At 69.8% G+C, this 14,681-nt stretch carries 14 protein-coding genes; 9 read left to right on the top strand and 5 right to left on the bottom strand.

Features of this window, described 5'->3' with window-relative positions:
• Positions 1-47 precede the first annotated feature (47 nt).
• Positions 48-980: a methylenetetrahydrofolate reductase [NAD(P)H] gene (gene metF / locus LX13_RS14100; RefSeq protein WP_253662753.1), complete on the top strand. Its 933-nt coding sequence runs from the start codon at positions 48-50 to the stop codon at positions 978-980.
• Here the strand turns inward: metF and LX13_RS14095 are convergent.
• The 5 genes from LX13_RS14095 to LX13_RS14075 form a co-directional block, all read right to left on the bottom strand.
• Positions 945-2,135 carry a glycosyltransferase family 2 protein gene (locus tag LX13_RS14095; protein ID WP_253661973.1) on the bottom strand — a complete coding sequence of 397 codons (1,191 nt, stop codon included), beginning with the start codon at positions 2,133-2,135 and terminating at the stop codon, positions 945-947. The genes metF and LX13_RS14095 overlap by 36 nt on opposite strands.
• Before the next feature lie 5 nt (positions 2,136-2,140).
• Entirely contained in the window at positions 2,141-2,803 is a 663-nt protein-coding gene (locus tag LX13_RS14090) for a DUF3153 domain-containing protein (RefSeq protein ID WP_253661972.1), read from the bottom strand.
• 89 nt (positions 2,804-2,892) lie between these two features.
• Positions 2,893-3,732, bottom strand: a complete 840-nt coding sequence (locus LX13_RS14085; protein ID WP_253661971.1) for a carotenoid biosynthesis protein — start codon at positions 3,730-3,732, stop codon at positions 2,893-2,895.
• Complete coding sequence (locus LX13_RS14080; protein ID WP_253661970.1) at positions 3,729-5,372, bottom strand: phytoene desaturase family protein; 1,644 nt, start codon at positions 5,370-5,372, stop codon at positions 3,729-3,731. Before LX13_RS14080 ends, LX13_RS14085 begins: the two co-directional genes overlap by 4 nt.
• Positions 5,373-5,443: 71 nt before the next feature.
• The gene (locus LX13_RS14075) at positions 5,444-6,073 is read right to left on the bottom strand and encodes a GNAT family N-acetyltransferase (RefSeq protein ID WP_253661969.1); all 630 of its coding nucleotides are present in this window, start codon (positions 6,071-6,073) and stop codon (positions 5,444-5,446) included.
• Positions 6,074-6,395: 322 nt separating this feature from the next.
• Between LX13_RS14075 and LX13_RS14070 the strand changes: the two genes are divergently transcribed.
• The 8 genes from LX13_RS14070 to LX13_RS14035 all read left to right on the top strand — a co-directional run bounded on the left by LX13_RS14070 (position 6,396) and on the right by LX13_RS14035 (position 14,644).
• Positions 6,396-6,854 (top strand): SAV_6107 family HEPN domain-containing protein, encoded by a 459-nt coding sequence (locus LX13_RS14070; RefSeq protein WP_253661968.1) that lies wholly within the window; start codon positions 6,396-6,398, stop codon positions 6,852-6,854.
• A 205-nt stretch (positions 6,855-7,059) separates the two neighbouring features.
• Positions 7,060-7,467, top strand: coding sequence for an SCO2097 family morphological protein (locus tag LX13_RS14065; RefSeq protein ID WP_253661967.1), 408 nt, complete (start codon positions 7,060-7,062; stop codon positions 7,465-7,467).
• Positions 7,468-7,816: 349 nt separating this feature from the next.
• A complete protein-coding gene (gene mraZ, locus LX13_RS14060; protein WP_253661966.1) occupies positions 7,817-8,248 on the top strand; it encodes a division/cell wall cluster transcriptional repressor MraZ in 432 nt (143 codons plus the stop codon).
• 321 nt (positions 8,249-8,569) lie between these two features.
• A complete protein-coding gene (gene rsmH / locus LX13_RS14055; protein ID WP_253662752.1) occupies positions 8,570-9,520 on the top strand; it encodes a 16S rRNA (cytosine(1402)-N(4))-methyltransferase RsmH in 951 nt (316 codons plus the stop codon).
• Positions 9,517-10,353 carry a cell division protein FtsL gene (gene ftsL / locus LX13_RS14050; RefSeq protein ID WP_253661965.1) on the top strand — a complete coding sequence of 279 codons (837 nt, stop codon included), beginning with the start codon at positions 9,517-9,519 and terminating at the stop codon, positions 10,351-10,353. Before rsmH ends, ftsL begins: the two co-directional genes overlap by 4 nt.
• 126 nt (positions 10,354-10,479) lie before the next feature.
• Positions 10,480-12,420 (top strand): peptidoglycan D,D-transpeptidase FtsI family protein, encoded by a 1,941-nt coding sequence (locus tag LX13_RS14045; RefSeq protein ID WP_372499913.1) that lies wholly within the window; start codon positions 10,480-10,482, stop codon positions 12,418-12,420.
• A gap of 143 nt (positions 12,421-12,563) precedes the next feature.
• A complete protein-coding gene (locus LX13_RS14040; RefSeq protein ID WP_253661963.1) occupies positions 12,564-14,159 on the top strand; it encodes a UDP-N-acetylmuramoyl-L-alanyl-D-glutamate--2,6-diaminopimelate ligase in 1,596 nt (531 codons plus the stop codon).
• Positions 14,156-14,644 (top strand): UDP-N-acetylmuramoyl-tripeptide--D-alanyl-D-alanine ligase, encoded by a 489-nt coding sequence (locus LX13_RS14035; RefSeq protein WP_253661962.1) that lies wholly within the window; start codon positions 14,156-14,158, stop codon positions 14,642-14,644. Before LX13_RS14040 ends, LX13_RS14035 begins: the two co-directional genes overlap by 4 nt.
• Positions 14,645-14,681: the final 37 nt, after the last annotated feature.

The following is a 14,681-nucleotide window of genomic DNA, read 5'->3' as shown; positions in this document are numbered from 1 at the left end:
CCGACGCCGTGCACCCCGTCGGAGGCTGTCCGTATGCTGGCGTGGTGATCACACCGTCTGGACCACCCTCTGTCGTCTCGCAGTTGTCGCAACCACACAGCGGTCCCGTGCCGTTCTCGGTGGAGTTCTTCCCGCCCAAGGACGAGGCCGGCGAGGAGCGCCTCTGGCGTGCGGTGCGCATCTTCGAACAGCTGCGTCCGGCGTTCGTGTCGATGACCTACGGCGCCGGTGGCGGTACGCGTGACCGCACCGTCCGGATCGCCGGCCAGCTGGCCCGCGACACCACGCTGCTGACCGTCGCGCACCTCACCGCGGTCAACCACAGCCTCACCGAGCTGCGTGCACTGATCGGTGCCTACGCCGACCAGGGCATCACCAACATCCTCGCCCTGCGCGGCGACCCGCCGGGGAATCCGTTGGGGGAGTGGGTCAAGCATCCCGACGGCGTCGCCTACGCCGAGGAGCTGGTGCGCTTCGTCGACGAGCTCGGTGCCTTCCAGGTCGGTGTCGCGTCGTTCCCCGAGGGGCACCACCGCGCGCCCACGCTGGAGGACGACACCAAGTACCTCGTCGCGAAGCTGCGTGCGGGTGCCGAGTACTCCATCACCCAGATGTTCTTCGACGTCGACGACTACCTGCGTCTGCGCGACCGGGTGGTCGCCGCCGACCCCGAGCAGGGCGCCAAGCCGATCATCCCGGGGATCATGCCGATCACCTCGCTGGCGTCGGTGCGACGGATGCTGGAGCTCTCGAACTCCACCCTGCCCGCCGACGTCGACGAACGCCTGTCACGGGCTGCGGGCGACGACGAGGACCGTAATCGCGAGGCCGTGCGCGCGGTCGGTATCGACCTCGCCACCGAGATGTCGGAACGCCTCATCGCCGAGGGTGTCCCCGGTCTGCACTTCTGCAGCCTGAACTTCGCCAAGGCCACCACCGAGGTCCTACAGCGCCTCGGGATGGACGTCCTCGTTCCCTGATCGGCCGACCGGCCGCCCCTTCCACCGCAGGGATCCCGACCGGGTCAGTCGAGCGGAGTCGACGAGCAGTGCGGCTGTGACGGCCATCGCCGCCGGGTGACCCACCGAGGACACCACATCGGTCGGCGTGATCCGTCCGGCCTCGTGTGCTCGCGCGGCCAGGCGGGAACCCGCGGCCAGCGCCAGCGCCGCCGCGGCCGATCGTCGCGACGCGGTGGCCAGCGCCGCGACCGGCCACACGTATCCCGCCAGGGCCAGGCCGGCGACGACGACGGCCCCTCCGGTGCCGCCGACCTCGGTGGCCAACCATCGTCGGTACCCGGATCGCAATTCGCCTGCCCCGCCGTACATTCGACACCGGATGTCGTCGTGGCCCCCGCGGACCTGCGTGGTGAACCCGGCCTGCCGGTAGGCGCGCGCGAGGTCGAGGTCATCGGTGAGACTGCCCGCCACAGCGCGATGGCCGCCGATCCGGGAGTGACGAGAGCGCGTGGTCAACAGGAACTGTCCGTTGGCGATCGCGGTGGACGGTCGCAGGTGCCGCTCGGTGACCACCAACGGCAGCAACGCGAACCACGACCACGACAGCAGTGGCTGGATCAGGGTCTCCGCCGGCGACCCGGAGAGCTGTTGCGGCCACACCGAGAGCAGGCCCGGTGACCGTCGCGTGCCCACCTCGTCCAGCATGGCGAACTCGCGGACGGCCCGGGCGAGCGCGTCGGGACCGAGCCGGACGTCGGCGTCGACGAAGCACAGGTGGGTCTCGGTGGGTGGAAGGGTCTCGGTGAGCCGGTGCAGGGCCCACGCCTTGCCCGTCCACCCCGGCGGTGGCGGTGTCGCGGTGCCGGAGACGAGCGTGATGCGGTCGTCTCCGGCGATGGCCGTGCGTGCGCGCTCGACGGTGTCATCGCGCGAACAGTCGTCGTAGACGAACACCCGGAGGCCGGGCACACCGCGCTGTGCGCGCAGGTCGGCGATCAGATCGCCGATCCGGGGGCCCTCGTCGCGCGCGGGAACGCACACCACGACCGGTCCGGACGTCGGGGAGGCGGCGGCGGGCAACCCGCGGAAGCGTCGGGCGTTGGCGAGGGCCATGGCCGCGTTGAGGACGCTCAGCCCGAGCGAGAACCGGGTGAGGACGGTCCCCACCCCCATCGGCGTCAGCTTCGCCGGGCCGGTGCCCCGGGGCGGGGTGAGGTGTCCCGCGCGAGGTAGGCGATGCCGCCGACGACCAGGACGACGGCGAGCGTCAGCCCGGCCAGCACCCAGGTCCAGTCACCGAACGCCGCGGTTCCCGGATCGGCGTAGGTCGCCTCGGCCGTCAGGTCACTGACCTTGCCCGCCTCCGGCTTCCAGGTCACGGTGTCGTCGGACGACTGGGTTCCGTTGGTCGCGCTGATGCCGCCGGCGAACTGCACGGTCAGCTCCAGCAGGTCCTGCCCGGGGGTGAGGCTCGCGAGGTCGGCGTTGCCGCGGAACCGGACCACGTCGCCACTGCGTTTCGTGGTGAGCTGCAGGCTCACCGCGGAGTTCGGGTAGGCCTCGAGCAGCAGGTCGCCGAGCTGGTTGAACTGGCCGACCGGAAGCGCGGTGTAGGTGACACGGGTGCCGACCATGCCGTTCTCGTCGTACTCCTCGGCGACGACACTGCCGGCCATGGACTGTGGGACCTCGATCTGCGGGCCCTTGCTCGACTGTCCCTGTCCGGTCGACTTCTCCGCGACGACGAGATCGCCCCACAGACGGTCACCGACGTAGGGGGAGCGGTCCATGCAGGAGCTCAGCGCCAGCGTGCACAGTGCCGCGATCAGCGTCGCGAGCACGACCCGGAGCCCACGGTTTCTCGATGGTGAGCGCTTCTGCGACGCCGATCTCATTCCCAGCACACGCACATCGTGCCAGGTCGGTGTCGTCAACGCCGACATCCGGTGGCCGTGGCGAGTGCGGGCACGCCGAGCACGGCCATCGCGACGAGGGCATAGGGAATCCCCGACCGCAGGGCGCCGTCCTCGAGGAAGAAGACCTGGGCGACCGCGGATCCGAGCCACGTCCAGGCGAACCACGCCAGCGGGACCACGGGCACCCGCGCCGTCGTGTCGTCCGGTCGGAGGACGTCGGTGCGGGCAGGGGCGTCGAGCAGCGACAGCACGCCGAAGACCACGAGCCCCAACAACGCCCATCCGGCGTAGTTGGTGAGGGGGATCTGGTCGATGCCCGGTAACCCCGCGTCATCGACCCCCCACCGCCACAGACCCGCGGCGACCATCTGCGGATCGAGGTAGAGATCCCACCCCACCAGTGCCACGGTCGCGGCGAGCACCCGCAGCACGGGCCGGCGCGGCAGCACGAACACCGCGACCCGCCACACGCTGTAGGCGCCCACGAACCAGGCGGCCGAGATCAGGATCGGCACCGTGGCGACGGACGGGCCGATCCGGCCCTGGGTGTAGGTGTAGTCGCCGAACGGGATCCCGGTCCTGGTGCCGAGGACCTCGAAGGTGAACGCGAGCACGGCGATCGTGACGATGACCAGGCCCCCACGCAGCGCACCGCGTCGGCCGATGGCGTCCGCGGCCATGGCGACCACGCCGGCGCACAGCACGACCATCGTCGTCGCGTCCCGGGTCGAGCCGTGCACCAGGGGGTAGACGATCTGCGCACCGATCGTCACCGCGAGACCGGCGACGGCAAGGGTGTGGATCGACGGGGACCGCACGGTGCGGGGTGGGGCGGTGGCGGTGTCGCCGGTCACCGGGGGCCCGGCATCCGACGACGTAGTGGTGCGGTCACCGCCGCGACGGTCCGGCGTACCCCGTCGGCGACCCCCTCGGCGTCGCGGATGACGAGGTCGGCCGCCAGGGCGCCGCTGATACCGCTCACCCCGCCGCCCGGGTGGGTCGACGCACCTGCGAGGAACAGGTGGGGGACACCGGGGACGCGGTGGCCGCCGAGATCAGGGTGGGGTCGCCACATGAACATCTGGTCCAACGACATCTCGACGTGCATCACGTTGCCGCCGATCAGGCCGAGCTCGTCCTCGATCCGGTCGGGTGTCTGGGTGTACACGTGCTCGATCTGCTGCGCGAAACCCGGTGCGTGACGGTCCATCTCGGCGACGATGTCGTCGGTGGCCCGGTCGGCGATCTCCGCCCAGCTGCGCCCGCCGGAGAGATGTCGGGGATACCACTGGGCCCACAGCGTGACCAGATGACGGTCGGCGGGGGCCAGGGTGGGGTCGATCGCGGAGTAACTCATCGCGACCAGCGCCGGCCGACGCGGTGCCTCGCCGGCCCGCGCGTCGCCGTACGCGGCCGCGAGGTGGGCCCGGTCGGACACGAGCAGTCCGAGGCCGGAGTGCACGCCGTGCGCGGGCAGCCCCTGCGGCAGTCCGGTGTACGCCGGCAGCGCCGTCGTCGCCACGCGGATCGCGCTGCCGATACCCGGACCGATCTCGATGCGCGACCGCCAGCGGCCGACGGTGTCGGTGTCGTAACCGCCTGCTGCGAGCGCGTCCAGCGTGGTCACGATGTGACACGCGGCGACGACCGATCGCGCCCGGTGCACGGTGCCGTCGCCGGTGGTGACCTGCCAGTGGTCGCCCGACCACGTCATCGCCGTGACCGGCTGCTCGAGGGCGAGTTCGCCACCTCCGCTGTGCAGTCGGCGGACCAGGGCGTCGGTGAGCGCGCCGCTGCCGCCGATCGCACGCCCCGGCCCGAGGGTGTGCATCAGCGCGGCGATGCCCACCATCGGTGCCGTGCCCGGTTCGCTCATCGGCGGGCCGGACTGGGCGCCGAACCAGGCCAGCGCCGCCTTGAGTCGTTCGGAGTCGAACCAGCTGTCCAGCAACGCGTCCCCGGATCGGAGGAACTCCTGGGAGAGGGTCATCCCGGCCTGTCGTCCCGACACCCCGTCGCGTGTCGGCATGCCCCAGAAGGCGCGGGCGAACGAGCCGGCGGTGGGGTGCGAGCCGAACATCTGCATCACCGACGCCGACCGCGGGCCCCAGACGCCGACGAACCGGCGGTACGCGTCGGCGTCGGCCGCGCCACAGGAGGCCTCGATCGACGCGCAGGTGGCATCGAGGCTGCTGTGGAACACGATCGCCTCACGGCCGTCGGCCGCGGGCGCGAACGCCCACGGGTCGCAGTCGATGTAGCGGAGTCCGTGGGCGTGCAGATCGAGGTCCTCGATGATCGGCGTGTGCCGGATCATGATGTGGGCCGAGGAGCCCCGGTCGACGCGGTAGCCGGGAAAACGCTCGACGGTGGACACCGCCCCACCGGGGATCGAATCCCGTTCCAGCACCAGGACGTCGCGTCCTGCCCGGACGAGGTAACCGGCGGCTACGAGACCGTTGTGTCCCGCGCCGATGACGATCGTGTCGCGCATCGGTCCATTGCTCCTGTCCGCGGCCGTCGGTGGACGGCCGTGAAGTCGGTGGCCCTGAAGGTGCGGGGCCGTCAGTTCATGGGCAGGCGACGGCCGAGTACCGCGAACGGGCGCGGGTCGCCGGTGAAACCGAAATGGCGCAGCATGTCCCCGAAGCCGAGTCGTCGGTACAGACGCCAGGCGCGGTTGTCGTCGCCGGGCACCTCCGGGGTGGACAGCAGCACGCTGTCCTCCGGGCGGTCGGCCAGAAGCCGGGTCAGCATCCGCTGACCGGTCCCGGTGCCCTGCATCGACGGGTGCACGTGCAATTCCGTGAGCTCGAAATAGTTGCGCGTGATGTCGTCGATCTGTGTTCGTGTGTACCCGCCGAGGCGGAGTCCCGCACGCAGCTGCTGGTTCCACCACTGATCCTCGGCGCCCCGGTAGCCGTAGGCGATGCCGATCAGCGTCTCGGTGGTCGACCCCGCGAGCGTCGGGGGATCACCGGCGCTCGTACCCGCCGGGCTCACCGGTGTCGACACGGTCGACTGCACAGCACCCACGGCCTGCCACCCCGGACGGTTCATGTGGTCCCGCCACAGCGGGGTGCGATACGTCTGGGTGCCGCGGGGGTAGTTCATCGCCGCGACGTACACGTCGAGCGCCGGCCCCAACCATCGGTGGACGTCGTCGGCTGTGAGGTCGACCAAGCGGATGGACACGAGTTCATCGCCTCCTCTTGAGACCTGTGCGGGGGATGGCTATATTGAATATGTCGAACGGGTGTTCGAATACTCAACCTCCGCGACGAGTCAATCGTTACCCGACGACCGACGGTCGGCTCGGCGGTGAACGAGGGAAGCGTTTGCCGCCGGGTCGGTCGACGACCACATCATCGTCGTACACCGGTTGTGTCGGTGGTGCCGAGTAGACCTGCAGACATCGGTTCGACACGGACGTGATCGATCTGACGTCGCGGATCGGATGCACACCGGACGCGGACGTGTTGGAACAGAGTGAATGCACATCGAAGGGGTGATCGACATGGCCGCACCACAGCGGACGACACCGGATCCACGTGTGGTGACCCGCGCACGTGACCTCCTCGAGAAGGCCGACTCACTCGCGGACCTGGCCGCCGACGCGGCAGGCCCCGCCGACCAGCTCCGTGAGCTCTACGTCTCGGCGCTGCGTGCGGCCGGCGCGGCACTGGCCATCGGCGAGTCCTCGCTCGGCCCCCGTCGCGGGACGTCGAACGCCTGGGCACGGCTGCCGCGGGCGATCCCGTCCATGACCACCTGGGCCACCTACTTCGCCGGACTCTCGCGCCTGCGCGCCGACATCGAGGTCGGCATCGTCCGCGACGTCGATGCGCTGCGGGTTCGCGAGACGCGTGCGCGCCTCCAGGATTTCCTCGACGACGTCGAGGCGCAGGTGCTCGCATACGAACAGGGCCGCCCCGGCCCGACCTCTCCCGCCCACAACCCGGCGCGGTCGGCATGAGTGCCGAACGGCCCACGGGAGGGTCCGGATCGGCCGCCTCGTCGAGGTCGATTGGAACTCGGGGCGGGTAATAGTGGTCGAGTTGTCGATCACCTCGTATCATCGTGTCAACGGCCCGTAACGCGGGCCAGGGCTGCCCGGACAACACGGTTCCGGACAACCGCTCGAGTCGTCCGGCCACGGACCTAGTGCTGAAGGAGGGGCGGTGCCACTCTCGGAGCACGAGCAGCGAATGCTCGAACAGATCGAGAACGCGCTGTACGCCGAAGATCCCAAGTTCGCGTCGAACGTTCGTCGTCGTCGCATGGGCGGATCGACGGCTCGCCGTCGTCTACAGGCTGCAGTTGTCTTCGTCATCGGTCTGGTCCTCCTCATCGGAGGTCTGGTCGTCGACTTCACCGTCGGCGGGTTCCCGATCCTGAGTCTCGTGGGCTTCCTGGTGATGTTCGCGGCCGGTCTGTTCGCTCTCTGGGGCGTCGGATCGTCGTCGGCGCCGGAGGCAACGGGACCGACGTCTCAGTCCTCGGGTGGGCGTCGCGCTCGCGGCGGACCCTCACGCAAGTTCAGTGAGCGCATGGAAGAACGTTTCAACCGTCGCTTCGAGCAGGAGTAACACCACTCCACACACGCCACGACAGCAGCCGCGCATCGACATCGATGCGCGGCTGCTGTCGTCTGTGTCCACCCCCTGATTCCCCACTTCGCACCACCACGCACCCCGTCGGCCCGAATCGTGGCCGTCGGGATGCTTTCGCGTCGCAAAACCCCAGGTGAGGGGTAGGCCGAACGCGTGATGTACACGAATCCCTCCCACGCCATTTATGGGCCTTGAACTGCCCCGATGCCAGACGTCGATCCGCGGGCGTCGATATGGGGGTGGAAAGTGGGGGGAAGTGGGGTACTGTGGTGCTCGGAGGAAGGGAGTGCCGGACTCGCTCCTCTGCCCGGCAGGAGGTGTCGACATGTTTCTCGGCACCTACACGCACAAGTTGGATGACAAGGGACGGCTCACGCTTCCCGCGAAGATCCGAGATCAGTTGGCGGAAGGGATGATGGTGACTCGTGGTCAGGACCGCTGCCTCGCGATCTACCTCCCCGTCGACTTCACGGGCCTCGCGCAACGTGCCGCCGCTGCATCCAAGGTCGACGAGAAGGCGCGCATGTTCCAGCGTGGCTTGGCGTCGAGCACCGAGGAGATGACCCCGGACGCTCAGGGGCGGATCACGTTGTCGGGCAAGCACCGGGAGTACGCCGGGCTGACCAAGAACTGCGTCGTGATCGGCAACATCGATCACGTGGAGATCTGGGACGCCGACGCCTGGGAGCAGTACGACAACCAGCACGAGGAGAGCTTCTCTCGTGCGGACAACCCCGCACTCGGAGCAATCCTGTGACGGACGCAGTACCCCGAACCCCAGCTGGTTAGCACGATGTCGGACGGCGAGTCGAGGCCTCTGCCCGAGATGACCCTGGCGCACTTCCCCAGTGCCAGGTGCATCATGACGACCCTGGCGCACTTCCCCCGCGCCAGGTACGTCGCCGGGCAGGGACCCGGACTCACCGCACGAACCCACCGGCCCCGCCGACAGCACGGGCACACCTCGTGCTGCCGGCGACCGGGTCCCGCACCACAGCACCACCGACGGAACATCCCGTCGCAGGCGGAGAGGCGTTCCGTGGCCAGACGATCGGGCGAGCACGGTCACGTGCCCGTGATGGCCGCACGCATGCTCGACCTGATCACCCCGGCGCTCACCGCGGATTCTCCCGACGGCGCCGGCGCGGTGTTCGTCGACGGCACCCTCGGCGCGGGCGGACACAGCGAACTCGTCCTCACCACTTTCCCCGGCGTGCACGTCGTCGCCATCGACCGCGACCACAACGCCATCGCCTCGGCGACGCAGCGACTGTCCGATTTCTCCGACCGGATCACGTATGCGCGCAACCGCTACGACGAGATCGGGGAGGTGTTGGCGGAGACCGGCCACGACACCTACCAGGCCGGGCTCCTCGACCTCGGGGTGTCGTCGATGCAACTCGACCAGGCCGAGCGTGGGTTCGCGTACTCGGTCGACGCCCCACTCGACATGCGCATGAACGCCGACGACCCTCTGACCGCCGCCGACATCCTCAACACCTACGGCCACGGCGAACTGGCCAGGGTCCTCTCGGAGTACGGCGAGGAACGGTTCGCGGGTAAGATCGCGTCTACGGTGTTGCGCGAGCGCGAGGTTCGCCCGTTCGATACCAGCGCACGCCTGGTCGAGCTGCTCTATCGCGCCATCCCCGCGGCGACCCGACGGACCGGGGGACACCCGGCCAAGCGCACGTTCCAGGCGTTGCGCATCGAGGTCAACGGTGAGATGGACTCGCTGCGGCGCGCGGTGCCGGCCGCGCTGGACGCTCTCGCGGTCGGTGGACGGCTCGTGGTGATGAGTTACCAGTCGCTCGAGGACCGCATCGTCAAACGCGAGTTCACCGAACGCATCTCATCCAGCTCGCCCCCCGGTCTCCCGTTCGACCTGCCGGGCACCGCACCCGAGTTCGCGGCGGTGACGCGCGGCGCCGAGCAGGCCGACGACGAAGAGATCGAGTCCAATCCGCGGTCGGCGCCGGTACGTCTGCGCGCCGTCGAACGCATCGAGATCAGCAGGGAGAAGCGATGACCGTCACCGACGGCAGTGTCACGATCGGTGACGAGGGGCCGGTCGACGACCTCGACGAGGCGGCGGCGACGAACGGTCGTCGGCGCGCCGACCGAACCGGTGTCGCCGACCGTCCGCGCGAGAACCGGTCACCCGCGGCGCAGCGTGCGATCGACCGCAGGCGCAAGCGCGCGACGCAGCGTTCGACCGCGACCATCGCCGGGCGTCGTCGGACCGACGAGAACTTCCTGCGCCGCGTCACCCGCTCACCCGGCGACCTGGTGCGACGGGTGCCGTTCGTCGTCCTGGTGATCGGGATCCTCTCGGTCGGACTGGGATTGACCCTGTGGTTGTCGACCACGGCGGCGCAGGACTCCTACGAGCTGTCTGTTGCCAAGCAGAACAACCAGGATCTCTCGGACCGTCGCGACGCGCTCAAGAAAGAGTTCGAAGCGGGCAACTCCGCACCCGAGATCGCCGAGAAGGCAACGAAACAGGGCATGATCCCGGCGAAGGACGTCGCCCGCCTGGTCGTCGGAGCCGACGGCAGGAGTCGTGTGGTGGGGGAGATCACCGCCGCGACCGGTTCACCCGCACCGTCGTTGACCGGGGGGTCGACCCGCAACACCATTGTCCCGCAACCGGGTTCGGCAACCGGTGACAACCCGACACAGAACACCTCGACGCAGACCGCCCCGGGCGCCGATCTCAGCGGCGACGGTGCCCAACCGTCCGGACCGATCGCCGCGAACGTGTTGCCCCAGGCGCAGGCCCCGGCCGCGACGTCCGGATCCACGGCCGTGGCACCGCAGACCCCCGGCACGCAAACCGCGCCGTCAGAGCAGGCGCGATGATCTCCCGGCCGCGCCACGCCGAGTCGGGTGTGCGTCGAAATCGTTTACAGAGTGGACAATTGAGGTCATGACGACGAGCACCGACACCAACCGGTCGACCACCGGACTGTTCTCGGGACGCGCACGGTGAGCGCGGGAAACCGCCGCCGGCCACCGTCGAGCGCACGCAATTCGACGCGCTCCGGTGCCCGTAACCGTGCGGACTCGACGGGCCACCCACGTCGCGCTCATTCCGGCCCGATCCGGTCGGATGCGACCGTGACCGCCCGCGGTGACGGTGTGGCGCAGTTCATCACACGCACCCGTCTCGGTGTCGTGGTCCTCGGAGTCGCCGTCGCGTTGGTCGCGGGCAAGCTGCTCATGGTCCAGACCGTCGAGTCCTCCGGACTGTCGGCCGAGGCGGCCGATCAGCGCACCGTGACCGAGGTGCTCCCCGCCAAACGCGGCGCGATCGAGGACCGCAACGGCAACCCCATCGCCTACACCGACGAGGCGAAGGCGCTGACGTTCCAGCCGATCAAGGAACGCAAGGCGATGGACGAGGCGCACGCGAAGAACGCGTCGTCGCCCGATGCCTCGACCCGACTCAAGCAGATCGCCCAGGGCGTCCAGGATGCCCTCGGTGGTGCGGTCTCGGCGGATTCGGTGCTCCAACAGCTCACCAGCAACGAGACCTTCGTCTATCTGGCGCGATCGGTCAGCCCCGAGGCAGCGGGCAAGATCACCGACGAGTTCCCCGAGGTCGGCGCCGAACGTCAGGACATCCGTCTCTACCCGGGCGGCCCGCTCGCCGCGAACATCGTCGGCGACGTCGACTTCGACGGCAACGGGCTCATCGGCCTCGAGTCGTCGATGGACTCCAGCCTGGCCGGCGCGGACGGTTCGCAGACCTACGACCGTGGTTCCGACGGCGCGGTGATCCCCGGCAGCACCCGCAACGTGCACCCGGCGCAGAACGGCAAGACCGTCGCGCTGACCATCGACTCCGACATCCAGTGGTTCGTGCAGCAGCAGGTCCAGATGGCCAAGGACCGCTCCGGGGCGAAGAACGCCTCCGCGGTGGTGCTCGACGCCAAGACCGGTGAGGTGCTGGCCCTGGCCAACGACAACACCTTCAACCCGGCCAAACCCATCGCCGAGCAGGGCAATGCGCAGCTGGGCGACCTGCCGGTCACCTCACCCTTCGAACCCGGGTCGGTCAACAAGTTGGTCGCGGCGTCCGCGGCCATCGAGTACGGCGTCACCACCCCGAACCAGGTGCACCAGGTCCCCGGCAACATCTCGCTGGCCGGCGTCACGGTCAACGACGCCTGGTCGCACGGGGTCGCGCCGTACACGACCACCGGGATCTTCGGTAAGTCGTCGAACGTCGGGACCCTGATGCTGGCCAAGCAGATCGGCGAGGACCGGTACGCGAACATGCTGCAGCGCTTCGGACTCGGGCAGCGCACCGGCGTCGGCCTGCCCGCCGAGAGTGCGGGCGACGTCCCGGCCCGCAGCCAGTGGTCCGGCGGCACCTTCGCCAACCTGCCCATCGGACAGGGTCTCTCGATGACGCTGCTGCAGATGACGAGCATGTACCAGGCCATCGCCAACGACGGTCTGCGTGTGCCGCCCCGGATCCTGAAGTCGGTGTCCGGGAGCGACGCACCGGACGCGCCCGCAGGCGTCCGTGTCGTCAGCCCGCAGACCGCGACGACGGTGCGCGACATGTTCCGCGCCATCGTCCAGTCCGATCCCACCGGCGAACAGCAGGGCACCGGCTCCAAGGGCGCGATCCCCGGCTACCAGGTCAGCGCCAAGACCGGCACCGCACAGCAGGTCAACCCGAATTGCGGCTGCTACTCGAACTCGAGCTACAACATCACCTTCGCCGGGATCACCCCCGCCGACCACCCGAAGTTCGTCGTCGGGATCATGCTCGACAACCCGTCGCGCAGCAGCGACGGCACCGGCGGTCAGTCGGCCGCGCCGCTCTTCGAGACCATCGCGTCGTGGATGCTGCAGCGCGAGCGGATCCCGCTGTCGTCGGCCCCGACTCCCAAGCTGGTCCTGCAGGGCACCTAGCCGTCCGGGCCGTCGAGATGTCGCGGCCCGCGGCGGTGGACGACGCCGTCGGTGGGCGCAGTATGTTGACCGTTGGGCTCGCGGCTGCCGCCGAGCCGTTCGAGACGGATCATTCGCAGTCGATGGAGGAGGGTGCACGGACCATGGCCGCCGCCAGACGACACACCCCCGATCCGACCCGGCCGACGACTGTCGAGCCGCACCCGGTGCAGGTACTGGCGACGTCGTGTCACGCCCGACTCGATCTCATCGGTGCCGCCACCGGGGAACTCGGGGTCACCGGCGTCACCCTGCGTGCGCAGGACGTCATCGGCGGGGATCTGTTCGCGGCCCTGCCCGGCGCACGCGTGCACGGCGCACACTTCGCCGCCGACGCGATCGCGGCCGGCGCGGTGGCGGTCCTCACCGACCCGGCCGGCGCCGCGATCATCGAGCCCACCGTCCCCGCCGGATCCGACCTGGCCCTGCTGGTGCACCCCGACCCGCGCAGTGTGCTGGGAGCGGTCAGCGCCCGGGTCTACGCCAATCCGTCACTGCGCCTGCGTCTGATCGGCATCACCGGCACCTCGGGCAAGACGACGTCGGCCTACCTCACCGAGGCCGCGCTGATGGCCGCCGGCCACACGGTCGGGCTGATCGGCACCGTGGAGACCCGGATCGCCGGTGTGCGACAGAACAGTTCGCTCACCACGCCCGAGGCGCCCGCGCTGCAGGGCCTGTTCGCCGCGATGCTCGAGAAGGGCGTCGACACCGTGGTGATGGAGGTGTCGAGTCACGCGCTGGCACTGGGCCGGGTGCGCGGGAGCCATTTCGCCATCGGCGCGTTCACGAACCTGTCGCAGGATCACCTCGATTTCCACCCGACGATGGCGGACTACTTCGACGCGAAGTCGTTGCTGTTCCGCTCCACCTCGTCCGAACACGCCAACCGGTCGGTCGTCTGCGTCGACGACGAGTGGGGGCAGCGGATGGCCGAGATCGTCGGCCCCGGCGTCGTCACCGTCTCCACCCGCACCGGTGCGGCACAGTGGTTCGCCGGGCCGTCGGACTCGCGCGACGACGGTTCGCAGGTCGTGTCGGTCCGTGATCCGGTGGGCGAGACCCACACGATGGTCGTGCCGCTGCCCGGTCGGTACAACGTCGCCAACGCCCTGATCGCCGTCGCGGTCGCCCACACCGCGGGCGTGTCCATCGCCGACGCCGTCTCCGGGATCGGCGACGTCCGCGTCCCCGGACGTGTCGAACTCGTCGACGCCGGTCAGGATTTCCTCGCGGTCGTCGACTACGCCCACAAGCCGGCCGCTCTCGACGCCGTCATCTCGACCCTGCGGGCCCAGACCTCCGGCCGCGTCGCGGTGGTCGTCGGTGCCGGCGGCAACCGCGACACCGGCAAGCGACCGGTGATGGGCGCCGCCGCCGCACGCGGCGCCGAGCTGGTCGTCATCACCGACGACAACCCCCGCGACGAGGACCCCGCGGCGATCCGGGCGGCGGTGGTCGCGGGCGCGACCGACATCGCCGACGCCGACCGTCCGGCCGGATCGGAACCGATCGTCGAGATCGGCGACCGCGCCGCGGCCATCGCCCACGCCGTCGCCTGGGCGCGTACCGGCGACGTCGTGTTGATCGCGGGCAAGGGACACGAGACCGGGCAGGAGATCCGCGGGGTCAAGACGCCGTTCGACGATCGTGCGGTACTCGCCGGGGCACTGGCGACGCACGGGAACGAGGCACGATGAGCGACAGCGGGATCTGGGTTCTCGACACCGGCGGTCGGGTCGGGACCGACATCGACCACGACACCGTCCGGGGTCTGATCCGCGACCTCGTCGGGATGACCCGCGATCGGGGTGTCGGACGCAGCTGGGCGGTGATCGCCGAACTCGACGCACCTGAACTCGCCGACGAGAACGACCGGGCGCTCGCCCACGATCGCGTCGGCCGTCTCGCCGTCCGCCTCGCCGTCGACACCGTCATCAGCGTGGGGGAGTCGAGGTCGGTGCGCGCCCTGCACCAGGGGGCGGTGATGGAGGGGTCATGGGGTGAGGAGGCGCTGCTCGTCGCCGACGCCACTGCAGCCCTCGAGATCCTGAACGCCCAGATCGGCGACGGCGACGTCGTGCTCGTCGCAGCGGGTCGGGCAGGCGATTTGTCGGCAGTGACGAATGCCCTGTTGGATAGCGACCGATGGACTGCGACCCTGACGGCGGCGCCCGATCGGTGAGAACACCGGTCGGCGGCGGGGGACACGCGTGAGGCAG

Source organism: Williamsia maris, from assembly GCF_024171815.1.
Classification (GTDB): domain Bacteria; phylum Actinomycetota; class Actinomycetes; order Mycobacteriales; family Mycobacteriaceae; genus Williamsia_A; species Williamsia_A maris.
This window is presented reverse-complemented; position numbering and strand designations above follow the sequence as displayed.